General features: G+C 72.0%; 19 protein-coding genes. 6 read left to right on the forward strand and 13 right to left on the reverse strand.

Annotated elements, in window-relative coordinates:
- Position 1: 1 nt before the first annotated feature.
- Positions 2–1375, reverse strand: a complete 1374-nt coding sequence (locus tag ACSBPH_RS04835; protein WP_442576465.1) for a diguanylate cyclase — start codon at positions 1373–1375, stop codon at positions 2–4.
- Positions 1372–2169 (reverse strand): alpha/beta fold hydrolase, encoded by a 798-nt coding sequence (locus ACSBPH_RS04840; protein WP_442576466.1) that lies wholly within the window; start codon positions 2167–2169, stop codon positions 1372–1374. The genes ACSBPH_RS04835 and ACSBPH_RS04840 overlap by 4 nt, the downstream gene beginning before the upstream one ends.
- A 200-nt stretch (positions 2170–2369) precedes the next feature.
- Between ACSBPH_RS04840 and ACSBPH_RS04845 the strand changes: the two genes are divergently transcribed.
- A complete protein-coding gene (locus tag ACSBPH_RS04845; protein WP_442576467.1) occupies positions 2370–2807 on the forward strand; it encodes a pyridoxamine 5'-phosphate oxidase family protein in 438 nt (145 codons plus the stop codon).
- Between the two features lie 21 nt (positions 2808–2828).
- Here ACSBPH_RS04845 and ACSBPH_RS04850 read toward each other — a convergent pair whose 3' ends face one another.
- The 6 genes from ACSBPH_RS04850 to ACSBPH_RS04875 form a co-directional block, all read right to left on the reverse strand.
- Entirely contained in the window at positions 2829–3797 is a 969-nt protein-coding gene (locus ACSBPH_RS04850) for an NAD-dependent epimerase/dehydratase family protein (RefSeq protein WP_442576468.1), read from the reverse strand.
- Positions 3794–6463, reverse strand: coding sequence for an alpha/beta fold hydrolase (locus ACSBPH_RS04855; RefSeq protein WP_442576469.1), 2670 nt, complete (start codon positions 6461–6463; stop codon positions 3794–3796). The genes ACSBPH_RS04850 and ACSBPH_RS04855 overlap by 4 nt, the downstream gene beginning before the upstream one ends.
- The gene (locus ACSBPH_RS04860; RefSeq protein ID WP_442576470.1) at positions 6460–7482 is read right to left on the reverse strand and encodes a 3-oxoacyl-ACP synthase III; all 1023 of its coding nucleotides are present in this window, start codon (positions 7480–7482) and stop codon (positions 6460–6462) included. Before ACSBPH_RS04860 ends, ACSBPH_RS04855 begins: the two co-directional genes overlap by 4 nt.
- Before the next feature lie 136 nt (positions 7483–7618).
- On the reverse strand, positions 7619–8002 hold the full coding sequence (locus ACSBPH_RS04865) for a PPOX class F420-dependent oxidoreductase (protein ID WP_442576471.1): 384 nt from the start codon (positions 8000–8002) through the stop codon (positions 7619–7621).
- Between the two features lie 44 nt (positions 8003–8046).
- Positions 8047–8826 (reverse strand): SDR family oxidoreductase, encoded by a 780-nt coding sequence (locus ACSBPH_RS04870; RefSeq protein ID WP_442576472.1) that lies wholly within the window; start codon positions 8824–8826, stop codon positions 8047–8049.
- Positions 8827–8859: 33 nt separating this feature from the next.
- Positions 8860–10284 (reverse strand): MBL fold metallo-hydrolase RNA specificity domain-containing protein, encoded by a 1425-nt coding sequence (locus tag ACSBPH_RS04875; protein WP_442576473.1) that lies wholly within the window; start codon positions 10282–10284, stop codon positions 8860–8862.
- A 143-nt stretch (positions 10285–10427) separates the two neighbouring features.
- Between ACSBPH_RS04875 and ACSBPH_RS04880 the strand changes: the two genes are divergently transcribed.
- Positions 10428–11279, forward strand: a complete 852-nt coding sequence (locus tag ACSBPH_RS04880; protein WP_442576474.1) for a universal stress protein — start codon at positions 10428–10430, stop codon at positions 11277–11279.
- Here ACSBPH_RS04880 and ACSBPH_RS04885 read toward each other — a convergent pair.
- Genes ACSBPH_RS04885 through ACSBPH_RS04895 form a run of 3 tightly spaced genes read right to left on the reverse strand, consistent with a single transcriptional unit; the run spans position 11248 to position 14579 of the window.
- Positions 11248–12081 (reverse strand): universal stress protein, encoded by an 834-nt coding sequence (locus tag ACSBPH_RS04885; RefSeq protein WP_442576475.1) that lies wholly within the window; start codon positions 12079–12081, stop codon positions 11248–11250. The genes ACSBPH_RS04880 and ACSBPH_RS04885 overlap by 32 nt on opposite strands.
- 60 nt (positions 12082–12141) lie before the next feature.
- Positions 12142–12858 carry a response regulator gene (locus ACSBPH_RS04890; RefSeq protein WP_442576476.1) on the reverse strand — a complete coding sequence of 239 codons (717 nt, stop codon included), beginning with the start codon at positions 12856–12858 and terminating at the stop codon, positions 12142–12144.
- Positions 12855–14579, reverse strand: coding sequence for a sensor histidine kinase (locus ACSBPH_RS04895; protein WP_442576477.1), 1725 nt, complete (start codon positions 14577–14579; stop codon positions 12855–12857). The genes ACSBPH_RS04890 and ACSBPH_RS04895 overlap by 4 nt, the downstream gene beginning before the upstream one ends.
- 154 nt (positions 14580–14733) lie before the next feature.
- On the opposite strand from ACSBPH_RS04895, the gene ACSBPH_RS04900 reads away from it, so the two are divergent.
- The 4 genes from ACSBPH_RS04900 (at position 14734) to ACSBPH_RS04915 (ending at position 22337) form a co-directional block, all read left to right on the forward strand.
- Positions 14734–15693 carry a CPBP family intramembrane glutamic endopeptidase gene (locus ACSBPH_RS04900; protein WP_442576478.1) on the forward strand — a complete coding sequence of 320 codons (960 nt, stop codon included), beginning with the start codon at positions 14734–14736 and terminating at the stop codon, positions 15691–15693.
- Positions 15694–15712: 19 nt separating this feature from the next.
- Positions 15713–17626, forward strand: a complete 1914-nt coding sequence (locus ACSBPH_RS04905; protein ID WP_442576479.1) for a heavy metal translocating P-type ATPase — start codon at positions 15713–15715, stop codon at positions 17624–17626.
- A 63-nt stretch (positions 17627–17689) separates the two neighbouring features.
- Positions 17690–20089, forward strand: a complete 2400-nt coding sequence (gene ppsA, locus ACSBPH_RS04910; protein WP_442576480.1) for a phosphoenolpyruvate synthase — start codon at positions 17690–17692, stop codon at positions 20087–20089.
- 283 nt (positions 20090–20372) lie between these two features.
- Positions 20373–22337, forward strand: coding sequence for an ABC1 kinase family protein (locus tag ACSBPH_RS04915; RefSeq protein ID WP_442576481.1), 1965 nt, complete (start codon positions 20373–20375; stop codon positions 22335–22337).
- Positions 22338–22421: 84 nt separating this feature from the next.
- Here the strand turns inward: ACSBPH_RS04915 and ACSBPH_RS04920 are convergent, their stop codons facing one another.
- Both ACSBPH_RS04920 and ppk2 read right to left on the reverse strand, forming a co-directional pair.
- Positions 22422–22898 (reverse strand): universal stress protein, encoded by a 477-nt coding sequence (locus tag ACSBPH_RS04920; RefSeq protein ID WP_442576482.1) that lies wholly within the window; start codon positions 22896–22898, stop codon positions 22422–22424.
- A 114-nt stretch (positions 22899–23012) separates the two neighbouring features.
- The gene (gene ppk2 / locus ACSBPH_RS04925) at positions 23013–23807 is read right to left on the reverse strand and encodes a polyphosphate kinase 2 (protein WP_442576483.1); all 795 of its coding nucleotides are present in this window, start codon (positions 23805–23807) and stop codon (positions 23013–23015) included.
- Positions 23808–23870: the final 63 nt, after the last annotated feature.

The following is a 23870-nucleotide window of genomic DNA, read 5'->3' on the forward strand; positions in this document are numbered from 1 at the left end:
GTCAGACGGAGTAGTCGAGCGTGACGCGGTCCTTGCCCGAGCGCTTGGACGTGTACATCGCGGCATCCGCTCGCGCGAGCATCCGCGTCGAGGTGGGCCGAACGTCGGTGCCCGGGCGATAGACCGAGACGCCGACGCTCACCGACGCCGAGACGACGCCGTCGTCGACCGCGATCGGGGCCCGCGTGACGGCGAGGATCCGCTCGGCGATGAGGCCCGCGGCCTCGGCATCCGCGTTCGCGCAGACCGCGACGAACTCGTCGCCGCCGATGCGGCCGACGATGTCGCCGCGGCGGACGCTCGCGTGAAGGCGCGTGGCGATCTCGATGAGGATCTCGTCGCCCGTCACGTGGCCGAACGCGTCGTTGACGCTCTTGAAGTCGTCGATGTCGAGGAACAGCACGCCGAGCGGCTCGTTCCGCTCGTCGGCGGTCTCGATCGCGGCGTCGAGCTCGACCTGCAGCAGCTGCCGGTTGGCGACGCCCGTGAGCTGGTCGTGCAGCGCAAGGAACGCGAGGCGTCGCTGCAGCCGCAGACGCGTGAGGGTCTGGGATGCCTGGCGCCCGAGCGCCTGCTGCAGATCGATGTACTGCTCGTCGAACTCGGTCTGCCGCGAGAAGAAGCAGACGAGGAGCCCGACGCGCTGCCCCTCCGACAGGAGCGGCGTCACGGTGAGCGACGAGAGCCGGGTCATGCGCATCGCCGCACCCAGTTCGGGAAACAGGTCGTCGGCGTCGAGGGCGTTGACGATCCGCACGTCCGGGGTCGTGCGCAGCGTCGGCACGGGCGCGATGAGACCCTCCAGCGGATTCGTCCCGGCCGCGAGCACGAACTCGCCGTCGTCGCGGAAGAGGAAGACCGCGGTCTCGCGGGCATCGAACGCCTCGCGGGCCGCGTCGGCGAAGGATGCCGCGACCTCGTCGTCGCTCGCGCTGACATCGAACAGGCTCGACATCTCCTGCAGCACGCGCACGCGCTGCTCGGAGAACTCGGCGTTGCGCCGCGCCGCCAGGAGCTCCCGCTCGTACTGCACCCGCTCGGTCGCCTTGAACACCGCGAATCGCAGCAGCTGGGCCGTGTCGTCGCGCACGCCGTTCACGAGCGTCGGCACGACGCTCCCGTCGGCGCACACGAACGTGAGAGCCACCTCTTCGACGATCCCCTGCAGATGCATGATCTGCGTGTGCCGCGTCTCGAAGAAGATGCGGCCGCCGGGGTCGAGGAGGGACGTGAGGGACCGGCCCACGACCTCGTCGTAACGGAATCCCGTCCAGGTGAGGAAGGTGTCGTTCGCCTCGACGATCACGCCGTCGAGCGTCGTGGCCACGAGCCCGCAGGGCGCGTGGCCGAACCAGCCGGTGTCATCGGGGCTCATGCCACGAACGACCGGATCTCGGCGACGACCTCGTCGGGGGCGGACAGGATCGGCACGTGGCCGGTCGCGTTGAGCAGCGTGAAGCGGCTCCCCTCGATCTCGGCGTGCACGTACTGGCCGACCGCGAGCGGCGCGATGACGTCGGAGCTGCACTGCAGCACAAGCGTCGGCACCGACACGAACGGAAGGTCGGCGCGGTTGTCGGAGAGGAACGTCACGCGGGCGAAGTGACGCGCGATCTCGGGGTCGATACGGCAGAAGCTGTCGGTGAGCTGCCCGCCGAGGGCCGGCCGGTCGGGGTTCCCCATGATGAGCGGCGCGGTGTCGCGCGACCAGCCGAGGTAGTTGGCATCGAGCGCGTCGAGGAGGGACTCGATGTCGTGCTGCGTGAAGCCGCCGCGGTACGAGCCCTGGTCGGTGTAGCGCGGCGAGGGGCTTACCAGCACGAGCCCGCGGAACTTCGACGGATCGCGGTTCGCCGCGAGCACCCCGATCATCGCGCTCACCGAGTGGCCGACGAAGATGACGTCCGACACGCCCAGCGCGTCGATGATCTCGAGGACGTCGGAGGCGTACCCGTCGAGCGAGTCGTACTTGCCGCGGTCGTAGGCGGAGGCGTCGGAGCCGCCGGCGCCGACATGGTCGAACAGGATCACACCGTGGTCGGCCTCGAAGTGCGGGGCGACGAGATTCCACGTCTCCTGATTGCAGCCGAAGCCGTGGGCGAACATGAGCACGGGCTTCGTCGGGTCCCCGACGAAGCTCACGTTGTTGCGCCGCAGCACATCGGTCATCGGCTTCCCACCCTCGGCGCAGAGGACGCACCTCATCGAATAGTAGGCGACGAGTCCGTGCATCCCCTGCGTGCCGCTCGTCGCGCTGTCGCGCCCGCGCGTCGCGCCCCTCACCCGGCCTGTGGGAAGACCGCTCCCACGCGCTCTCGGACCGCGGGATACTGGCCTCAGGTCGAGGAGCGAAGGGGTGGTTCACGATCATGACCGAAGTATCCGAACCCGTTGCGGTCCTGTCCGACGACGAGTGCTGGGAGCGCCTGCGCACGCAGGAGCTCGGCCGGCTGGTGACCCGCATCGGCGACCGTGTCGACATCTTCCCCGTCAACTTCGTCGTCGACGGCGAGAGCGTGCTGTTCCGCACGGCGCAGGGCAGCAAGCTGTTCGAGCTGACCGCGAACGACGAGGTGCTGTTCGAGGTCGACGACCACACCGACGAGGCGGCGTGGAGCGTCGTGGTGCGCGGCCACGCGCGAGCGCTCGACACGTTCGCCGAGGTGGAGCGGGCCGACACGCTGCCGCTCCAGCCGTGGGTGCCGACGCTCAAATACACGTATGTGCGCATCGTGCCGCACACCGTGTCGGGTCGCAGCTTCGATCGCGGCCCCGAACCCGACCGCTACGGCGTGCAGCAGTACTGAGCCGCCGAGCGCCCTGCCGGGTCAGGTCGTGCCGGCGGCCGCGAGGCGCTCGAGGCCCTCGTCGATCGACACCGACGGCTGCCATGCGAGCACGCGGCGCGTCTCGCGCTGGTCGAACCAGTGCGCCGTCGACAGCTGCTCGGCGAGGAAGCGCGTCATGGGCGGCTCGTCGACGCCCGGCCGCACCGCCCAGACCCGTTCGACGACCGAGCCCGCCGCGCGCGCGACGCCCGCGGGCACGCTCCAGCGCGGGGGCTTCACGCCCGAGGCGAGGCAGATGCCCGCGAGGAGGTCGCCCACGGGGCGCGGCTCGCCGTTCGTGATGACGAAGGCGCGACCGTGCGCGTGCTCGGCGCGGTGGAGGGCGGCGACGATGCCGCTCGCGGCATTGTCGATGTAGGTGGAGTCGATGAGCGCGAGGCCGCCGCCCAGGAGCGGGAGCCGGCCGCGCCGCGCGCGGTCGACGATCCTGCCGACGAGCTGCGTGTCGCCGGGCCCCCACACGAGGTGAGGGCGCACCGCGACGACCGGCATGGCCTCGCTGTCGCGGGCGAGGGCGAGAAGCTCCGCCTCGGCCTTCGTGCGGGCGTACTCGCCGCGTGCGTGCCGGGGCGAGGCGGGTTCGGCGCCGACCCCCGACAGCGCGGAGCCGGTGTGTGCGACCGAGGGTGAGGACACCTGCACGAATCGGGATGCCCCGGCACGCCGCGCCTCGTCGAGGAGCGTGCGCGTCCCCTCGACGTTGACGGCGTGGAAGTCGGCGGGACGGCCGGCGAGCGACACCTTCGCGGCGAGGTGCACGACGCCCTCGGCCCCCTCGACGGCGCGGGCCACGGCATCCCGATCCGACACGGAACCCAGGATGTCGGTGACGCCGTCGACTCGGCTCGGCCGCCGCTGCAGTGTGCGCACGTCGTGGCCCGCCGCAGCGAGCTCGGCCGCGACGGCCCGGCCGAGGAAGCCGGACGCGCCGGTGACGGCCACGATCACGGGCGCGCCATCCGTCCGCCGGCGAGCACGCGCTCGGCCCACGACGCGAGGCGGGTGCGGTCGATCTTGGAGTTGTGGCGGATGTCGGTGGGCAGCTGCGGCACGACGAGCACCGCCGCGAGCGGCAGCCCGACACGCGCGCGCACGGCGGCCGTCAGCTCGGGAGACGCGAGGCCCGGGTGCCGAGCGGCCGTCGTCGTCTCGACGATCGCGACCGGCTGCTGCAGTCCGCGAGGGCCGATGCCGACGACGGCTGCCCGCCGCACGCCGGCCGCACCCTCGGCCTGCTGCTCCGGCCCGACGGGGGCGACGGGGCCCGTCGTCGTGACGAAGACGTGCGGCAGACGTCCCTCGATCCACAGACGCCCGTCGGCATCGAGGTGGCCGACGTCGCCCGTACGGTGCCAGCGGCCCTCGCCCGGAGTGTCGGCGACGGCCGTGCGGTCGGTGAGCCACAGCCGGTCGTACCCGGTCTTCAAGTGCGGGGCCGAGATCACGACCTCGCCGAGCACGCCCGAGCCGGTGCCCGGCGCGCCGCTCGGCCGCCCCTCCGCGTCGAGCGGATCGATCAGCACGCGGTTGCCGGCGATGGGGGCGCCGACGCAGACGCCGCGGTCCGCGGCATCCGCCACCTCCCGGATCCCGGCGAGGGTGATGTCGGTGGCGAGCAGGCACTCGGTCATGCCGTACGGCGTGTGCGGCTCGGCGTGGGGCATGAGCGCGGCGGCGGCCGCGAGGAGCGGCTCGCCGACGGGCGCTCCGGTGGAGAGGAACGTGCGCACCTGCGCGAGCGCGCGCCGGTCGGTGTCGGTGAGGGCGTCGGTCGTCGCGACGACATTGAGGATCGCGGCCGGCGAGAGGAAGACGATGCGGGCGTCCGACGCGCGGACGGCTGCGGCCACCGCCGCCGCCGTGAGGGTGCGAGGCGCCGAGACGTCCATGTCGGGCGTCGCCGACCGGGTGCCGAGGGCGGGACCGAGGAGCGCGAACGGGGCGAACCCCGTCACGAGGCCCGTGTCGGGGCCGACATCGAAGTGCGCCGCGAGCAGGTCGCGGAGCGCCGAGAGCTGGCGGTGCGTGTAGGCGACGCCCTTGGCCGGGCCCGTCGAGCCCGACGTGAAGAGGATCGCGGCGGCGTCGTCGGGCGCGGGCTCGGGCGGGAGAGGCGCGGTCGCCCCGAGCCGCGCGATGCCGGGCAGGTCGTACTCGGCGCCGAGCGCCCGCGCCGACAGCCTCGGCAGCGGCGCGACGGAGATGTGCACACCGGGCCAGCCGAGGGCGCGGGCGGCGGCGAGGCCGGCAAGCTCGCCGATCACGACATCGGGCCACGATCCGCGGACGGCACGCGAGAGCCCCCGCACGCCGAGGCCCGCGTCGGCGACGACGACGACCGCGCCGATGCGCAGGCACGCGTAGACGACGGCGGTGAGCGTCGGGCCGGGCGGGACGAGCACCGAGACGCGCTGTCCCTTGCGCACGCCGATCCGCGAAAGGCCGGCGGCGAGGCTGCGCACGCGATCGTCGAGCAGCCGCCAGCTGACCCGGCGCGCCTCGGCGCCAGGGGCGGACATGTCGATGACCGCCACGCCGTCGTCGTCGCGGCGAGCGTCGAGGGCCGCCCAGAGCGGCGTGAACGCGTCCGGGTCCGTTGAGTCAGACATCTCATCCGCCCCATCGGCAGAGCCCGAGGCCGGCACCTGCTCCCCCGCCGTGAGCCCCGACCGGTTGTCGCCCAGCCACGCGAGGATCGCCTCGGCGTACGGCCGGTCCTCCGCGAGGAGGTGACCGGCGCCCTCGAACCGGTGCACGTCGGCCTGCGGCAGCCGGTCGGCGAGGTCGTCGAGGTAGCGGTCGCCGAAGATCGGGTCGGCGGGCCCCCAGAGGAGGAGCGCGGGGACGCGGAGCTCCGCCACGCCGGACGCGATGCGCCGGAGTTCGCGGTGGCTCGGGTGCGCGGCATCCGTCGGTATGTCGGCGACGAACCCGCCGATGCCCCGGCGGCGATCGGGCGTGCGGTACGGCGCGCGGTAGGCGTCTTTGATCTCGGGCGCGAGAGCGGGGCGCCCGAGGGCGAGGGTCGTGTCGAGGAACGCGGGTGTGCCGACGGTGGATGCCGCGAGCACGCCGCGAAGCCCCGCGACCCGCAGCGGCGCGGGGATCGGGACGCCCTCGGGGTGGTGGACGGCGGTGTTGAGCGCGACGACGCCGGCCAGCAGGTGCGGATGATCGACCGCCCAGCCGAGCGACACGACCCCGCCCCAGTCGTGGCCGAGGGTGATCACGGGCCCCTCGAGGCCGAGATCGGCGGTGAACTCGCCGAGGTCGGCGACGCGCAGGGCCAGCCGCCGGTCGGTTCCCGTGCGCGCCGAGAAGCCCATGTCGAGCTGGTCGACGGCGACGACGCGCCACGCGGGCTCGCCGGCTTCGGCGGCGCGCAGCGAGGCCGACACGAGCTCGCGCCACAGGTACGACCACGTGGGATTGCCGTGCACGGCGAGGATCGTCCCGGCGACGGGAACGCCGAGTGCGGCGAGCGCGTCGCCCGTGTCGAGGTAGTGCCACTCGTGGCCGGTGGCCGCATCCGGGTGCGCGACGACGCGCGTGCGGCTCGTCCGCGGGTCGAGGCCGGGGAGTCCGGCGAGCGCCCGCGCCTCGGCGTCGTTCACCAGGCGAGCTCCATCATGGCCGTGTTGAGGCCCGAGCCGACGCCCATGAGGAGCACACGGTCGCCCCGTCGGAGCGTCGCCTGCTCCTCCACGAGCGTGATGGGAACGGAGGCCGGACCGATGTTGCCCAGGCGGGGGAACGTCGTGGGCACGCGCGAGCGGTCGAGGTTCACGGCCTTCACGATGGCGTCGGTGTGGATCGACGACACCTGGTGCGTGACGTAGCGGCTCATCGACTTCCAGTCCCATTCGGGCGCGGCGTCTTTCCAGGCCGACACGACGAGGTCGAGGCCGCCTTTGAGCAGAGCCTTGGCGTCGGTGAACATGCCGTCGACGCTCCCGACGCACAGCTCGTGGAACTTCGTCGCGGCCCGCGTCACCCCGCCGAGGATGCGGTGGCCCTCGGGGTGCTCGTCGGCTCGTCCGAGCACGGCCGCGGCCGAGCCCGACCCGAGGGTGAGCGAGGCGAACTCGCTCATGAACCCTTCGCGATCGGCGTCGGAGCGCAGCAGTCGGTCGATCGTGTTGACCTGGATCTCGTCGGCGTCCTCGCCGGCGACGACCATGGCGTACCGGATCTGGCCCGACTCGATCATGGTCGCCGCCAGCGACATGCCGTTGATGAAGCCGAGGCAGGCGTTGGCGACATCGAAGTTGATGGCAGAGCTCGGCAGATCGAGGCCGTGGTGGAGCGCCACCGCGACGGACGGCTCGAGGTGCGCGCGCGTGACCGACGTGTTGATGAGAAGGCCGACGTCCTCGGGGCTCACACCGGCCTCGGTGAGCGCGCGCTCGCCGGCCGCGATGGTCGCGGCATCCGCCGACTCCCCCGGCGCCCAGTTGCGGCGCTCCAGGACGCCCGCGACCCGCTTGAGCAGACCGCTGCGCAGCTTCAGGCGCGCGAGCGACGGCGCGAGACGACTCTCGATCTCGTCCGATGTCGTGACACGACTGGGCAGAACGCTCGCGACCGAAAGGAGCGCGACGTTGTCGAACCGAACGATGGCGTTACCGGCCACGGGACCTCCGTCGGAGGATCACTCGATCCCCTGGATAGTTCTTACCCCACCTTGGCTGAGCAAACGCGGGGGTTGCGTCGCCCGCGACCACCTGCTCCGGGTGACCGGGCGGGATCCGGAGCGACAATCCCGCAGGTCATGCCAGGAGACCGGAGCTGGCCATGACCCGGGAGGGATCGATGCGGATGGCGACGCGGAGCGGATTCACGCGCGGCTGCCGGTAGCGCTGCGCATACAGCTCGACCGCGAGGGCGACCTCGTCGGGGTCGTCGTGCACGCTGCCGGCGCCCTGGAAGGTGATCCACCGCGCGCCGTCGAACTGGCTCACGGTCGCCGTGGCATCCCGCCGGATGTTGCGCACCTTCTGCGAGCCGCCGGAGCAGATGATGCGGATCACTCCGTCGTGGAGCGTGAAGCCCACGGGAACGGAATGGATGCCGCCCCACGGCGCGAGTGTCGAGAGTGTCGCGAGGTGCCGCTCGGCCACGAAGGCGCGTCCCGTGTCTGTCAGCGATCGCACGTGTCCAGGCTATCGAGCCCCCGGCGCCCCGGGCCGACGCGCGCTCACCACACCGAGTCGCCCCGGATGACGGCATCCGATCCTCCGTCGATGTAGATGATCTGCCCGCACAGGTGCGCGTTGGCCTCGCTGGAGAGCCAGACGAGGAGCTCGGCGGCGTCTTTCGGCTCGAAGAACCCGTTGAGCGGCATCGGCACCATCTCGGCCAGCTGCCGTCGGCCCTCTTCGCTCGCCGTCAGGTCGGCCGTCATGGGGGTCTTCACCACTCCGGGGGCGATGGCGTTGAGCGCGATGCCCGCGCCTGCCCAGTCGGCCGTGGCGGCCGTCCGGCGGATCCAGCGCGAGAGAGCGCGCTTGGCGGTGCCGTAGATGAGGGCTCCCGTCTGCGGGTCGGCGGCGAGCTGGGCCGCCCGGGAGAGGGCCCGCGCTTCGTCGCCGTCCAGGAGGGTCTCGAGCAGGGCGTCGTCGGGCGGGAACAGCGCCGCCATCGACGACACCGCGACGGCGCGCGGCGCCGGTGAGTGGGCCAGCAGCGGCTGCAGGCCCTGCAGGGTCGCGACCGTGCCGAAGAAGTCGACCGCGACCGTCGCGGCGGTGGGGGTCGCGAGCCCCGCGATCGCGAGCACGGCGTCGACCGTTCCGTCGGAGAGCTCCCAGACGCGGTCGACGAGTTCCATGCGGCCCGAGGGGGTGCTGAGGTCGACGGTGACGTCGGCGCGAGCGACGTCGACCCCGATCACCCGGTGCCCGCTCGCGGTCAGCAGCTCACTCGTGGCCTTGCCGATGCCGCTCGCCGATCCGGTGACGACGTATGTGCGAACCATGGTGCTCCTTCGTTGTTCTCTCGGGGTTCGTCCTCAAGCCTGCGGGGCGGGCGCGGACTGCGGGTAGTGCCCCCGGCGGTGGCCGGAGCCGCGGCGTCGCGCGCGCAGGTCGACGGTCTCGCCGAACTCGGGGACGCGGACCGCCCAGCCGAGTGATCGCTTCACGCGGAAGCGCAGGGCATCGGCCGCCGTCGGCTCGCCGTGGGTGAGGTAGACGGCCTCGGGCGGACGGGGCGCCTCGCGCATCCAGGCGACGAGCTGCTCGGCATCCGCGTGCGCCGACAGCATCTCGAGCGAGTGCACCTCCGCGCGGATCGGGATGTCGCGGCCGTAGATGCGCAGGCTCCGTTCGCCGCGCTGCAAAGCCGCTCCGCGCGTCCCGCCGGCCTGGAAGCCGGTGAGCACGATGGCGTTGCGCGGATCGTCGCCGTACGCGGCGACGTGGTGCAGCACCCGGCCGCCCTCGAGCATCCCGCTCGCGGAGATGATGACGGCGGGACCGCCGCGGAGGTTGAGCAGCTTCGACTCGTCGACCGAGCGCACGAGCTTGGCGACGCTGTACATGGCCGCGAACTCGCGCGGCGAGAGGCGGTGCTCCTCGGGATAGCGCTCGTAGATCTCCGAGGCGTCGACGGCCATGGGGCTGTTGAGGAAGATCGGCACGTCGGGGATCCGTCCGTCGGCGAGCAGTCTGCTCAGGTGCAGGAGCAGAGTCTCGGCGCGCCCGACGGCGAAGGCGGGCATGATGACGACCCCGCCGCGGCCGCAGACCTTCGTGATCACCTCGCCGAGCGCCGTCGCCGGATCGTCGCCCGGGTGCACCCGATCGCCGTATGTCGACTCCGACACCAGCACGTCGGCGCCCCCGAACGGTCGCGGCGGCTTCATGAGGGGGTCATCGACGCGGCCGAGGTCGCCGGTGAAGTGGACGAGCGTGCCGTCGACCTCCACCTGGATCTGCGCGGCGCCGAGGATGTGCCCTGCGGGGAGGAATCGCACGCGCAGCGCGCCGAGCTCGAGGTCCTCGTCGAACCGATGGGCCGTGAACCGGTCGAGCGCCACGAGCGCGTCGTCTTCGGTGTACAGCGGCCGGGGCGTCGTGTGCCGCGACGTGTGGTGGCGGCCGGCGTAGGACGCCTGCTCCTCCAGCAGCCGGCCGCTGTCGGTCAGGATGAGGCGGCTGAGGTCGGTCGTGCCGCGGGTCGCGTGGATGCGGCCGCGGAAGCCGTCGCGCACGAGGGCCGGGAGATAGCCGGTGTGGTCGAGATGCGCGTGGGTCACCACGACGGCATGAATGTCGGCCGGCTCGACGGGGAAGCGCGTCCGGTTGCGCTCGCGCAGCTGCTTGTAGCCCTGGAAGAGCCCGCAGTCGACCAGGATCCGCTGACCCTCCGTCTCGACGAGATAGCGCGACCCTGTGACGGTGTCGGTGGCGCCGAGGAATCTCAGGGTGCTCATGCCGCGATCGTCCCGCGCGCGCCCGGGAGCCCTGTGGGCCGAAGGTCCCGTGAGAAGCAGATGGGACCTTCGGCCCGCGCCGAACCAAGAGGCACCGCTTAGCGTTCCCCTGTGCGCCACCGCGCGCCGTCTCGGAGGTCGCCATGGAACGTGTGGTTCTCGGCTACGACGGCAGTCCCGCCGCCGTCGCCGCACTCGAATGGACTGCGCAGCACTGCGCGCGCACCCTCGCGAAGGTCGATGTCATCACCGTCGCGTCGCCGTCCACGCCCGACCCGGAGAAGGCGCTCCGATGGCTGACGGATGCCGAGACCTTCCTCACCGACCGCGTCCCGGGGATGACGGTGGAGCTTCATCGGCTCGAGGGCTCGATGCCCGAGCGGCTCGAGGATTTCGCGCGCGGCGTGGACCTCATCGTCATCGGGATCACGATCGGTCATCCGGTGCGCGCGGCCCTCTCGGGATGGATGCCGCTGCGCCTCGCGTCGGAATCGAGCGCTCCCGTGTGCCTCGTGCCGGCGGGCTGGGTCGCCGCCGACGAGCCGGTGACGGTGGGGGTCGCGGATGACGAGTCCTCCGCGGCGGCGCTGGAATTCGCCGCCTGCGAGGCCCGCCTGACCTCGACGGGTCTGCGGCTCGTGCATGCGTGGCTCATGCCCACACCGTCCGCGGGAGGGTCGAGCGTCGCCGTCGTCGCACCGGAGGCGGAGCTGGCGCGCCACCGCGCCCTCCTCGACGACGCGATCGAAGACGTCATCGCCGCGCACCCCCTCCTCTCGGTGCAGAGCGAGCTCGTGAGAGACGGTCGTCCGGCGGCGCTGCTGAAGTTCGCCGCGAAGTCCTCGCTGCTCGTGATCGGCACGCACCACCGCGGCCCTCTCGCCGGGGCGCTGCTCGGCTCGGTCGCCCAGGATGTGCTCTGGCGGGCCGACTGCCCGGTGTGCGTCGTGCCGAACGATCCCGTCAGTCCGACGACCGCTCGTCGTCGGGGATGATGCACACCGGCGACCGCACGTCCCACACGAGCGACTGCGCGACCGACCCCGCCATGGCGCCCGAGAGCAGACCGCGGCCGTGCGTCCCGAGCACGACGAGGGATCCATCGGCCGCGAGCGACCGGAGCACGTTCGCGGGGTCGTCCTCGTAGATGAGGTCGGTCTCGACGTGGAGACCGCGATGCCCCTCGCGGGCGCGCTCCGCGGCATGACGCAGCAGCACGCCGTGCTCGGCGTGCACGCGTGCCGCCGTGAGCACGGCCGTCGACCCCCGCGCGGGCGCCCGCTCCTCGCTCCACGCGTGGACGACGCGAAGCGTCGACCGCGTCTCGGCCGCCTCGTTCGCGGCGAAGCGGAGCGCCTTGTCGGACGTGTCCTCGTCGACGCCGACGAAGACCGGACCGTCGCTCGGGCTCCATCCGCCCGGAACGAGGCACGTCGATCGCTGCGCCCGCATCGCGACGCGCAGCGGCATCCATCCCTTGAGCGCCGTCCTCACCGGGTGGTGCTCGCGATCGATCCCCACGACGAGCAGATCCGCGTCGCGCGCGGCATTGACGAGCGTGCCGGGCATCGTGCCGTCGAGGAGATGCGACTCGACGGGAGCGTCGGGCATCCGGGCGCGCATGCGCGCCTCGGCCTCCTCCAGCCGCTCCTGCACCTCGCTGCGATCGGAGGCGAACATGTTCGCCACCGCCACGATGTCCAGCAGCACGGGGTGGCGATGCGCGCGATCGGTGACCCAGTCGAGCGCCGATTCGGCCCTCCGGCTGCCGTCGAAGCCGACGATGACTCGTTCCATGACCGCACCTCCCGAAGTGATGCGGTCAGGCTAGGCCGCGACTCCCGCCGGGGATGGGCCCTAGGTCCTGCGAGCGCCGGCGGCTCCAGCGCTGCTGCCGGCACGGGAGCCGTACCCGCCGCCGGAGCCGTTCCGGCCGCCGCTCCCGGCGCCCTGGTGCCCGAGCTGGAAGACCGCGGCCTGCGTGCGCCGCTCGAGCCCGAGTTTGTTCAGCAGCGAGGAGACGTAGTTCTTCACCGTCTTCTCGGCGATGCCGAGCCGCTCCCCGATCTGGCGGTTCGTCAGCCCGTCAGCGATGAGACGGAGGATCTGCTGTTCGCGCAGGCCCAGCGAGCCGAGCCGCGGATCGTCGTCGGCGGGCTCCTGCATGCGCGTCCTCGCCGAGCGCACCGCACCGGGGTCGAGGAGCGAGCGCCCGCTCGCGACGGCGCGGATGGACTCCGTCAGCCGCGACGCCCCGATGTCCTTGAGCACGTATCCCGCCGCCCCCGCCATCACGGCGGCCGAGACCGCGGTGTCATCGTCGTAGGCGGTCAGGATGAGGCACGCGATCCCGGGAAGCCGGGAGCGGATGTCGCGGCAGACGTCGATCCCGCTGCCGTCCGGCAGCCGCACATCGAGCACCGCGACATCCGGAACCGTCGCCTGGATCCGCCCCATCGCCTGCCGCGCCGTGGCCGCCTCGCCGACGACGCGCATGTCGTCCTGCCCGTCGACGAGATTCGCCAGCCCTCGTCGCACGATCTCGTGGTCGTCGACCAGGAAGACACCGATCATGACACCTCCTCCGGCTCACCGACACGCGTCGGCGCCTCCAGCGGGGCGATCCAGGTCGACGATGTTCCGGAAGGCCCCGTCTCGACCTCGAACCGACCTTGCCTCGCGCGAGCCCGCTCGTCGAGATTGGCAAGGCCCCGGCGGTGCGCGTCGGCGGCGATGCCCTTGCCGTCATCGGTGACCGTCACGCTCACCCGGTCGTCCGAGACCGAGACCTCGATCGAGACGCGGTCGGCCTCGGAGTGCCGGAGCGCGTTGCTGAGAAGCTCGCGGGCGACCGCGACGACGTCGGTCGCCAGGCCTTCTCGCACGAGGTGGTCGACCGGTCCGGTGAAGCGGATGGCGGGCGGGCGATGCCCGTGCGACGAGAGCTCGCCCACGACGTCGAGAAGGCGATGGCGGACGGATGCCTCGTCCCGGCGCGAGAGCGCGAAGACGACCGTCCTGATCTGGGTGATCGCGTCGTCGAGATGCTGGATGGCGTCGCCGATCTCGTCGCTGTCGGTTCCCGGGCCGAGCCGCGCAGCCACCCCCTGGAGCGCGAGACCTGTGCCGAACAGCTGCTGGATGACGTGGTCGTGCAGGTCGCGGGCGATCCGACGCCTGTCGTCGGCGAGGAGCAGACGCTGCGCGTCTTCGCGGGCGCGGGCGAGCTCCAGCGCGATGCTCGCGCGGGAGGCGAGGTCGCTCGCGCTCTTCGCCTCCGCGGCCGAGAAGCGCTCCGCATCGGGTGTTCGGGCGAGCACGAGCACGCCCCACATCCCCGACCGCGCCTTGAGCGGCACGGCCAGCGCCGGGCCGGTCGCGTGGTTCGAGGTGACGAGGAGAGGGTCGTCCGCGACATCCGTCCGCCCCCGCGTGTGCGGGAGGCCGTCCTCGAGCACGGCGGCCACGAGCGGCGGGACGGGGTCGAGGAAGGAGCCCGGCAGGAGCGCGTCGGTCTCGCCCCGGGAGGCGGCGATCTGCAGCCGCTCATCGGGAGTCGTGACGAGGACGGCGACGTGCTCGGCGGCGGCCACGTCCTGCAGGCGTCCGGCCAGGAGGTCGAGAACCGTGTCGGTCGGGTTCGAGACGATGGCCGAGGCGAGCTCCGCCGCGGCCGTCGCCCACTTCTCGCGCGCCTCGGCATCGGCGAACAGGCGCGCGTTGTCGATCGCGAATCCGGCGGTGGCGGCGAGCGCGCTCAGGAGCTGCTCGTCCTCCTCGGTGAAGTCGCCGTTGCGGCGGTTCGTCAGGTAGAGATTGCCGAACACCTCGCCGCGGATGCGGACGGGAACCCCGAGGAAGCTGTCCATCGGCGGGTGGTGCGCCGGGAACCCCGCCGTGCGCTCGTCGTCTGCAAGACGCGTGATCCGTATCGGCCGGGGGTCTTGGATCAGGGCGCCGAGCAGCCCGTGACCGGTGGGAAGATCGCCGATCGCGTGCACCTGCGCCGGCGTGAGACCGACGGTGATGAACTGCTCGAGGGCGTCCTTCTCGGGGGTGAGGACCCCCATGGCGCCGTAGTCGGCCTCGACGAGCTCGATGGCCGCTTCGACGGCTCGGCGGAGCACCTCCGCGAGATCGATCTGCTCGACGACGGTCTGGCTCGCGCGCAGGAGCGCGCGCAGTCGGCCCTGCGTGCGCATGACGCGTTGACCCTGGGCGAGAAGGGTGCTGATCGCCTCTTCGAGGTCGGCTCGCGGGCCATCCGGGAACGAGAGCGAGTCGTTGTCGGGCACAGCGTCCACCTCCCGCAGTCGCCGTTCGCCACAAGGCTAGGCTCCGCGGCGGGGGCACGCCAGTGCGGCGCGCGCGGAAGCGGTGCGACCGGGACTTTCGTCCCCTGCCGCGGCCACGTCCTCTGGTGTGCTCGAGGGGGAAGGAGGCTCCGCGATGACCGACCCCGAGAACCGGCTCCGTTCGTCGTCGGCGCCGCATCCGGCCGACGGCGAGTCGGACAGGATCGTGCCGCCGCCGCGCTCTGCGGGCGCGACCCTCACCCTCGCGTGGAGCCTGACGGTCGCGGTGAGCGCCGTGCCCGTCATCGCGGGGACGCAGCTCCCCGGCGGCGCTCCCGCATGGCTCCCCTGGGCACAGGTCGCCGCCGCGGTGCTCCTCGCGGTGAGCGCCGTCTGGTGGGCGCCGGCCCGGCCGCTCTGGCGGTTCGCGGTCGCGATGGCGGCGCTGACGGCCGTCGCGCAGGCGTTGCCGGCGCTGACCTCGGCGCTGGCTCCCCTCGGAGCGGCCGCCGGGTCGGAGCCCTTCGTATCGCGGATGGTCGCCGAGCAGAGCACCAAGCTCGTCGGCGCCGCGGTCATGATCGGCGTGCTCCTGCTCGTTGGCCTGCGCCGACGGCAGTTCTTCCTCGCCGTGGGCGACCTCGACGCGCCCATGCGTCCGGCACGCCTCCTCGGCTTCCCCCGTCCCGACCCGTGGTGGAAGTTCGGACTCGTGTGGGGCATCGGCATCGCCGCCGTGCTGTTCGCTGCGCAGTGGATCATCGTGCGCCCGTCGGCGACGCAGGTCGCCGGCATCCTGCCCCTGCTCCCCGCGATCCTCCTCTTCGCCTCGCTCAACGCCTTCAGCGAGGAGATGACCTACCGCGCGCCGATCATCTCGACGCTGCAGCCGCCTCTCGGCGACTCCGCGGCCCTCTGGCAGTCGGCCTTCTTCTTCGGCGTCGCGCATTACTTCGGCGTTCCGGGCGGACTGGTCGGCGCGGTCGTGTCAGTCTTCATGGGCTGGATCCTCGGCAAGGCGATGATCGAGACGCGCGGGCTGTTCTGGCCGTGGCTCATCCACGTGCTGAGCGACATCGCGATCTTCTCGTTCCTCGCGATGTCGCTCGCCTGAGACGGAGGCTCTGACCGATATGAAGTCCTGGCTGCGCCGCTACGCGGTGATCGTCCTGACCCTTCTCGTGCTGGCGGCCGTTCTCGTGCTGACGTTCACGGGCGGGGAGGCGCCCGCCCGCTGGCTCGCCATCGGGTACGTCACGGCGTTCATCGCCTGGACGGTGGTGCGGATGGTGCGCGATGTGCTGCACGGGCACGTCGGCCTCGACGTCCTCGCGATCGTCGCGATGGTCGCGACCCTGGCCGTGGGCGAATACGTGGCCGCGCTCATCATCGTCCTGATGCTGGCCGGCGGCGGGGCGCTGGAGGACTTCGCCTCTCGGCGGGCCCGGCGGGACCTCTCGGCGCTGCTGGACCGATCGCCGCGAATCGCGCATGTGCTCGACGTCCACGGGGCGGAGGGCATCCGGGACGTGCCCGTCGAAGACGTCGAGATCGGCGATGTCCTCCTCGTGCGCCCGTCCGAGATCGTGCCGGTCGACGCCGTCATCATGGGTCCCGAGACGGCGTTCGACGAGTCCTCGCTCACCGGCGAGAGCATGCCCGTCGTCCGCGGACCCGGCGACGAGGTCATGTCGGGGGCGGTCAACGGCACCCAGATCGTGAGGGTGCGCGCCGAGCGCCGCAGCCGCGACAGCCAGTACCAGCAGATCGTCGCTCTCGTCCGAGAGGCCGAGGCCTCGCGGGCGCCCGTCGTGCGTCTCGCAGACCGGTTCGCGATCCCCTTCACCGCGGTGTCGCTCACGATCGCAGGGCTCGCGTGGCTCCTCTCGGGCGACGCGACCCGCTTCGCCGAGGTGCTCGTGCTCGCCACGCCGTGCCCGCTTCTCATCGCGGCTCCCGTCGCGTTCGTCAGCGGGATGTCGCGGGCCGCCCGCGCCGGGATCGTCGTCAAGGACGGCACGGCGATCGAGAGCCTGTCGCGCGTCGTGTCGGCGGCCTTCGACAAGACGGGCACCCTCACGCGCGGCAAGGCGACGCTGGTCGAGGTGCGACCCGCGCCGGGAGTGGATGCCGCGGAGCTGCTGCGGCTCGCGGCGTCGGCCGAGCAGTACTCGACGCATGCTCTCGCCGAGGGCGTCCGCCGGGCGGCGGTCGACCGCGGACTGCGCCTGGAGAGCACGGATGACGCGAGCGAGGTCGCCACGAACGGCGTCACCGCGACGATCGCGGGCCGCTCCGTCACGGTCGGGAAGCGCGCCTTCATCGCGGAACTCGCCGGAGACGCGCCGCCCGCGCACACCGGGTCGGGGCAGGCGGCGGCGTACGTCGCGATCGACGGCGCCTTCGCGGGGGCGCTCGTCCTCTCCGATCGGCCGAGGCCCGAGGCCGGCGCCGTCGTGCGGTGGCTGCGCGGCCACGGGTTTCAGCGCGTCGCGATGCTGACGGGCGACGGCGCGCCGACAGCGGCGTCGATCGCGGCCGAGGTCGGGATCGACGAGGTGTACGCCGACCTCCTCCCCCCGGAGAAGATCCACCTCGCCGGGCAGCTGCAGCCGCGCCCGGTCATGATGGTCGGCGACGGCGTGAACGACGCGCCGGTCCTCGCGGCCGCCGACGTCGGCATCGCGATGGGCGCGAAGGGCGCCACCGCGGCGGGCGAAGCCGCCGACGTCGTCATCCTGGTCGACTCTCTCGCGAAGGTGGCCGAGGCCGTCTCGGTCGGTCGCCGCACGATGAAGGTGGCCCTGTCGGCCATCTGGCTCGGGATCGCCGCGAGCATCGCGCTCATGCTCGTCGCGACGACGGGGGTGATCCCCGCGGTCGCCGGCGCGCTCATCCAGGAACTCGTCGACCTTGCGGCGATCCTCTTCGCCCTGCGCGCGCTGAAAGGACCGGCGCTCGAGCTGGACGACTCGGGACCGGGTACGGCCTCGAGTTCGGACCGGCACACGCCGGCGGTCGAGCTGGGCGCATCCGATCCGGCCTGACCGCGGCAGCACGGCGGGACCTTTGGCCCGCACCCGCGAGCGCCGCTCGCCGAGGCTGAAGCCATGACGAACCAGTCCACCCTCTCGTTCCGCGACATCACGATGGCGGATCTCCCCCAGGTCGGAGGCAAGAACGCCTCCCTCGGCGAGATGATCGGCACGCTCTCGCGAGCCGGGGTCCGCGTGCCCGACGGCTACGCGACGACCGCGGACGCCTTCCGCACCTTCCTCCGCTACGACGACCTCGACGACCGCATCGACGCGGCGATCGCCGCCCTCGATGTCGAAGACGTCGAGGCGCTCGCCCAGACGGCCGCCACGATCCGGGAGTGGGTGCGGGCCCAGCCCTTCCCCGCGGCGCTGGAACGCGACATCCGTCATGCCCATGAGGAGCTGACGCAGGCGCTGGAGCGCCCCGCGGAGGTGTCGTGGGCCGTCCGCTCGTCGGCGACCGCGGAGGACCTGCCCGATGCGTCGTTCGCGGGCCAGCAGGAGACCTACCTGCACATCGCGGGGGTCGAGAACGTGCTGGATGCCGTGCGCAACGTGTTCGCCTCGCTGTACACCGATCGCGCCATCGTCTACCGCGCGCAGCACGGCTACGGAGCGGAAGCTGTCGCGATCTCGGCCGGGGTGCAGCGGATGGTGCGCTCGGATATCGGCTCGTCCGGCGTGATGTTCACCGTCGACACCGAGTCGGGCTTCGCCGACGTCGTGCTCATCACGAGCGCCTACGGCCTCGGCGAGACCGTCGTGCAGGGCGCCGTCAACCCCGACGAGTTCTGCGTGTACAAGCCGGCGCTGCGCGCCGGACGCCCCGCCGTCGTCAGGCGCGAGGTCGGGACGAAGGCCATCGCGATGCAGTTCGCCGCGGGCACCCGCGCGGGGACGAGCACCGTGACGGTCGACGTTCCTGCGGCCGACCGCGAGCGCTTCAGCATCGGCGACGAGGATGTCGAGGAGCTCGCCCGCGCGGCCCTCGTCATCGAGGAGCACTACGGCCGCCCGATGGACATCGAGTGGGCGCGCGACGGCCTCGACGGCGCGCTGTACATCGTGCAGGCCCGGCCCGAGACGACCACGACGCACATCGACAAGCGGGTCGTGCAGCGCTATGTCCTCAGCGAGCGCGGCGACGTGCTCGGCCGGGGTCGCGCCGTCGGCACGAAGATCGGCTCCGGCCGCGCCCGCATCATGCACGACCTCACCGAGATGCACCTCTTCGAGGAGGGCGACGTGCTCGTGGCGGACCGCACCGACCCCGACTGGGAGCCCATCATGCGCCGGGCGTCGGCCATCGTGACCAACCGCGGCGGTCGCACGTGCCACGCCGCGATCGTCGCGCGCGAACTCGGCATCCCGGCGGTCGTCGGCACCCTCGACGCGACCGGCACGCTCCCCGACCGGGAGAGCATCACGGTCTCGTGCGCCGAGGGCGATGACGGCCTCATCTATCGCGGAGCACTGGACTTCCGCATCGACGAGACGGTCGTCGACGACCTTCCTGCCCTTCCCGTCGAGATCATGCTCAATGTCGCGGTGCCCGACCAGGCGTTCTCCCTCTCGCAGCTGCCGAACCACGGGGTGGGCCTCGCGCGCCTCGAGTTCATCGTCAGCACCATGATCGGCATCCATCCGCGCGCCCTCGTCGAGGTCGACGCCCTCCCCGCAGAGCTCCGCGACGAAGTGAGGGCGCGGACGGCCGCCTATGCGTCGCCCCGCGACTACTTCGTGCAGCGCGTCGCGGAGGGCGTCTCGAGCATCGCGGCGGCCTTCGCGCCGAAGCCCGTCATCGTGCGGCTGAGCGACTTCAAGACCAACGAGTACGCGGGGCTCCTCGGGGGCGACCTCTTCGAGCCGCACGAGGAGAACCCGATGCTCGGCTGGCGCGGCGCCTCGCGCTATGCGACGGAGAGCTTCCAGGCCAGCTTCGCGATGGAGTGCGAGGCGCTCGCCTACGTGCGCAACACGATGGGCCTGACCAACCTCCAGGTGATGATCCCCTTCGTGCGCACGCCCCGCGAGGCCGAGGAGGCGCTCGCCGCGATGGCGCGCAACGGCCTCCCCCGCGGCGAGAACGGCCTCGAGGTCATGATGATGTGCGAGATCCCCTCCAACGCCCTCCGCGCCGACGCGTTCCTCGATCACTTCGACGGCTTCTCGATCGGCTCGAACGACCTCACGCAGCTGACGCTCGGGGTCGACCGCGATTCCGAGCTCGTCGCCGCCGCGTTCGACGAACGCGATCCCGCCGTGCTCGCGCTCCTCGAGCTCGCCATCACGGCGTGCACGCGGCGCGGCAAGTACGTCGGCATCTGCGGTCAGGGGCCCTCCGACCACCCCGACTTCGCCGCATGGCTCATGCAGCGAGGCATCCGTTCGATGTCTCTCAATCCGGATGCCGCGATCTCGACGTGGCTGCAGCTGGGAGAAGCGGCACCTATAGCCGCCGGCGCATCCTGAGCCCCTCCAGGCGCCGTCTCACGCTGCAGTCACGTCGACCCCCGCCGCGCGGCGCCGCGTCCGCGCATCCAGTCCCGCATCGTCTCGGACCTTCCTCGTGCTCCCTCGCCGGACACACCCACATCCTCTGCGGCAGGCTCGCCCGCCTCCGGGACGAAGGTCCCGCCTGCCTGGGGCTCTGTGCGGCGCCCCGGCACGGCGTTCACCCTCGGGCTTCCTGCGAGGCCGCCGTCATCCCGGCGCCGTTCCTGCGAGCCGGGCCGCCGCCTGACAGAATCGCGTCATGCCGTACTGGCTCACTCTCGGCCTCATCGCGCTCGGCTTCGCCCTGCTCGCGGCGTGGGCCGCGCGCCGCCTCCTCGACCGATCGGTCGGCTGGATCCGGGCGGGCGTGACCGCCCTCATCGTCTTCCTCGTGGCCGTGCCCCTCACGGTGTGGTCGCTGCGGGCAGCGGGTGTCGTGCGCGGCGACCAGGTGGTGACGGATGCCCCGATCACGCTGTCGTTCGCCGCGCTCACCATCGGCTGGCTCTTCGCTGCGACGGTCATCTGCATCGTCACCCTCGAGTTCGCCTGGCCCTCACGGGGCCTGCGCAACCCCGTCACCTCTATTCGCGAGGCGTTCCGCCGCAGAGACCGGGCGCGCCGCTACGCGCAGATCCTGACGATCGCGTCGCGTCACGGGATCGCGCTGTTCAGCACGCGGCAGTCGTCCACGAGAGACCTGCCGGCCGCCCTCGTCGCCGCCATGAACGAGGCGGGCGTGACCTTCGTGAAGCTCGGCCAGGTGCTCTCCGCGCGCGACGACGTGCTCCCCCGCGACCTCGTCGACGCGTTCGCGACGCTGCAGATGGAATCGACCCCCATCCCGTGGAGCGAAGCGCAGGCCGCGATCCTCGACGAGCTGCGCCGACCCATCGGCGAGGTCTTCGACCACATCGACCCCGAGCCGCTGGCCGCGGCATCCGTCGCCCAAGTGCACGCCGCGCAGCTGATCACCGGCGAGAAGGTCGTCGTGAAGATCCAGCGGCCGCTCGCACGCCGTCAGGTGACGACCGACCTCGACATCCTGCACCGGCTCGCCACCGACCTCGAGAAGCGCACCGACTGGGCGCGGGAGTACGGCGCGATCGCCCTCGTCGAGGAGTTCTCGCGGGGGCTGTACCAGGAGCTCGACTACCGGATCGAGCTGCAGAACGCCGAGATGCTGCGGGCCGCGGGAGAAGCGTCGCACTCGTCGCTGCGCATCCCGCGCAGCTACGCGGGCCTCTCGACCGAGCGGATGCTCGTGCAGGAGCGCGTCGCGGGGACGCCGTTCACGCACGCGTCGTCGCTCGCCCTCCCCGCCGAGGAGGGGACCGCGATCGCGGACCGGATCGTCGGCGCCGTGTTCGACCAGGTGCTGCTGCGGGGCGTCTTCCACGCCGACCTGCACGCCGGCAACATGATCCTCGGGGCACCCGAGGGCGGGCAGCGCCCCGTGACGCTCATCGACTTCGGCTCGGTCGGGATCGTGGAGAAGAGCCTTCGTCGCCTCCTCGTCCCGCTCCTGGTCGCCATCGCGAACGAAGACGACGCCGTCGCGACCGACCTCGTGCTGCTCATCTGCGGCTACGGCGAGTCGCTGCGCAAAGACGCCCTGCAGCGCGACATCGGGATCGTGATCACCCGCGTGCGCAACAGCCCGTCGAACGAGAACATCTTCCGCCTGCTCGTGGATGCGCTGCGCCGTCACCGCCTCGCGATCCCGCCCTCGCTGCTGCTCATCCTGCGGACGCTCGGTTCACTCGAAGGCACGCTGCGCGTCCTCCAGCCGGGCTACGACCTCACCCGCCGGGGTCTCGAACTGGCGCCGATCACCGCCCTGCGGCAGCTGTCGGTGCGCGACCTCGCCCTCACGGTCGAGTCGCAGGGGGCTGCTTTCGTCGAGGGCGCCCGCCGGGTCAGCCGGCGCGTCGAGAGCATCTCGCGCAGTCTCGACCAGGGCACCTTCGCCCTCCGCATGCGCCTGTTCGAGAGCAAGGGCGAGCGGTACTGGGTCGATTCGCTCGTGTCGCGGCTGACCATCACGGTCATCGGCGTCACACTCGTGATCGCCGGAGTCCTCCTCGGCGTGAGCGACACCGGCCCCATGCTCACGGATCAGATGAGCGCGTTCTCGTTCGTGGGGAGCGTCCTGGCGCTGGGCGGTCTGCTGCTGCTCCTTCGGAGCCTCAGCGGATCGCTGCGCAGCCGCGGCGACTCCTGAGCGGGGAGGCGGCCGTCACCGGGGCGCGGCCGGCGCGCGGCGACTCCTGAGCGGAGCGGGTCGCCGGGGCACGGGGGAAGCCGTTCAGCGCACGATCAGCACGGAGCACTTCGCGTGCGAGGCCAGCGCCGAGCTGACCGAGCCGAGGAGCAGCCCCGTGAATCCGCCGTGCCCGCGGCTGCCGACGACGACCGTGTCGGCCTGCTTCGACAGCTCGATGAGCGTGCGGGCCGGGCGCCCGCGCTGCGTGCTGGAGGTGAACCACTCCGGCACCCCGCCGGGGAGCGCTTCGGCGACGGCGACCGAGCGGATCTCCTCGGCATCCTCCTCCGGGCGCGCGTCGATCTCGGGCGAGTAGACGTCGCCGTAGATCAGCGTGGGGTAATCCCACACCACGACCATGTGCACGGGTAGCCCGAGCGACGGCGCCATGCGCACCGCCGTCGCGAGGGCGGCGGCGGCGCTCGCGGAGCCGTCGAAGCCGACGAGCAGGCCCGGCTTCGACCAGGGAAGCGGGGCGGGATTCCCCCGCGGGACGGGGTCTCTGATGACTTCGGGCATGCCCACATCGTCGACCGCGGCGACGGCGCGGGGCGGGACCAACGTCCCGCAAGGTGGTGCCCGGCGACGGCTCGCCCGGGTCAGGCTGGGACGGCGGCCGCGACGGCCTCCGGCTCAGTCCTCGAGGGCGGCCGCGACATCCGGAACGTAATTCTCGAGGTTGCGTGGCGGCCGCTCGTAGCCGCGTGCGCCGGGCCGCGTCGGGATCTCGACGGGCTCGGGTTCGACGTGCCCGTACGGGATGCGCGTGAGCAGATGGCTGATCATGTTGATGCGGCTGCGGCGCTTGTCGACGGAGGGCACCTCGAACCACGGCGCCTCGGGGGTGTCGGTGTGCACGAACATGGTGTCTTTCGCGCGGGAGTAGTCCTCCCAGCGCGTGATCGACATGAGGTCGTTCGGGCTCAGCTTCCACCGGCGCATCGGGTCTTTCGCGCGGGAGCGGAACCGGGCCTCCTGCTCGTCGGGCGAGACGCTGAACCAGTACTTCAGAAGGACGATCCCGTCCTCCACGAGCAGCCGCTCGAAGATCGGCGCCTGATGCAGGAACCGGTGGTACTCGGCGTTCGTGCAGTAGCCCATGACGTGCTCGACGCCCGCGCGGTTGTACCAGGACCGGTCCATCAGCACGATCTCGCCCGCGGCCGGGAGGTGCGGCACGTACCGCTGGAAATACCACTGCTCGCGCTCGCGCTCGGTGGGTGCGGGGAGCGCCACGATCCGGGTGACCCGGGGGTTGAGGTGCTCGGCGACGCGCTTGATCGTCGAGCCCTTGCCCGCGGCATCCCTCCCCTCGAAGATCACCACGATGCGGGCGCCCGTCGCCTGCACCCAGGCCTGCATGTCGACGAGTTCGGCCTGCAGCCGGCGCAGTTCGCGGTTGTACTTCTTGGCCGGGATCGGGCTCATGCCGCGACGGTACACGAACGGCCGCGATTCTCGCCCGGATCGCCCGCGACTCTGGTTGACTCG

This window comes from Microbacterium sp. F51-2R, assembly GCF_052180235.1.
Classification (GTDB): domain Bacteria; phylum Actinomycetota; class Actinomycetes; order Actinomycetales; family Microbacteriaceae; genus Microbacterium.

Coding starts and splice junctions, on each gene's coding strand:
- ACSBPH_RS04835 (WP_442576465.1), bottom strand. CDS start 1,375: ATGAGCCCCGATGACACCGGCTGGTTCGGCCACGCGCCCTGCGGGCTC.
- ACSBPH_RS04840 (WP_442576466.1), bottom strand. CDS start 2,169: ATGACCGATGTGCTGCGGCGCAACAACGTGAGCTTCGTCGGGGACCCG.
- ACSBPH_RS04845 (WP_442576467.1), top strand. CDS start 2,370: ATGACCGAAGTATCCGAACCCGTTGCGGTCCTGTCCGACGACGAGTGC.
- ACSBPH_RS04870 (WP_442576472.1), bottom strand. CDS start 8,826: ATGGTTCGCACATACGTCGTCACCGGATCGGCGAGCGGCATCGGCAAG.
- ACSBPH_RS04875 (WP_442576473.1), bottom strand. CDS start 10,284: ATGAGCACCCTGAGATTCCTCGGCGCCACCGACACCGTCACAGGGTCG.
- ACSBPH_RS04880 (WP_442576474.1), top strand. CDS start 10,428: ATGGAACGTGTGGTTCTCGGCTACGACGGCAGTCCCGCCGCCGTCGCC.
- ACSBPH_RS04885 (WP_442576475.1), bottom strand. CDS start 12,081: ATGGAACGAGTCATCGTCGGCTTCGACGGCAGCCGGAGGGCCGAATCG.
- ACSBPH_RS04890 (WP_442576476.1), bottom strand. CDS start 12,858: ATGATCGGTGTCTTCCTGGTCGACGACCACGAGATCGTGCGACGAGGG.
- ACSBPH_RS04900 (WP_442576478.1), top strand. CDS start 14,734: ATGACCGACCCCGAGAACCGGCTCCGTTCGTCGTCGGCGCCGCATCCG.
- ACSBPH_RS04905 (WP_442576479.1), top strand. CDS start 15,713: ATGAAGTCCTGGCTGCGCCGCTACGCGGTGATCGTCCTGACCCTTCTC.
- ppsA (WP_442576480.1), top strand. CDS start 17,690: ATGACGAACCAGTCCACCCTCTCGTTCCGCGACATCACGATGGCGGAT.
- ACSBPH_RS04915 (WP_442576481.1), top strand. CDS start 20,373: ATGCCGTACTGGCTCACTCTCGGCCTCATCGCGCTCGGCTTCGCCCTG.
- ACSBPH_RS04920 (WP_442576482.1), bottom strand. CDS start 22,898: ATGCCCGAAGTCATCAGAGACCCCGTCCCGCGGGGGAATCCCGCCCCG.
- ppk2 (WP_442576483.1), bottom strand. CDS start 23,807: ATGAGCCCGATCCCGGCCAAGAAGTACAACCGCGAACTGCGCCGGCTG.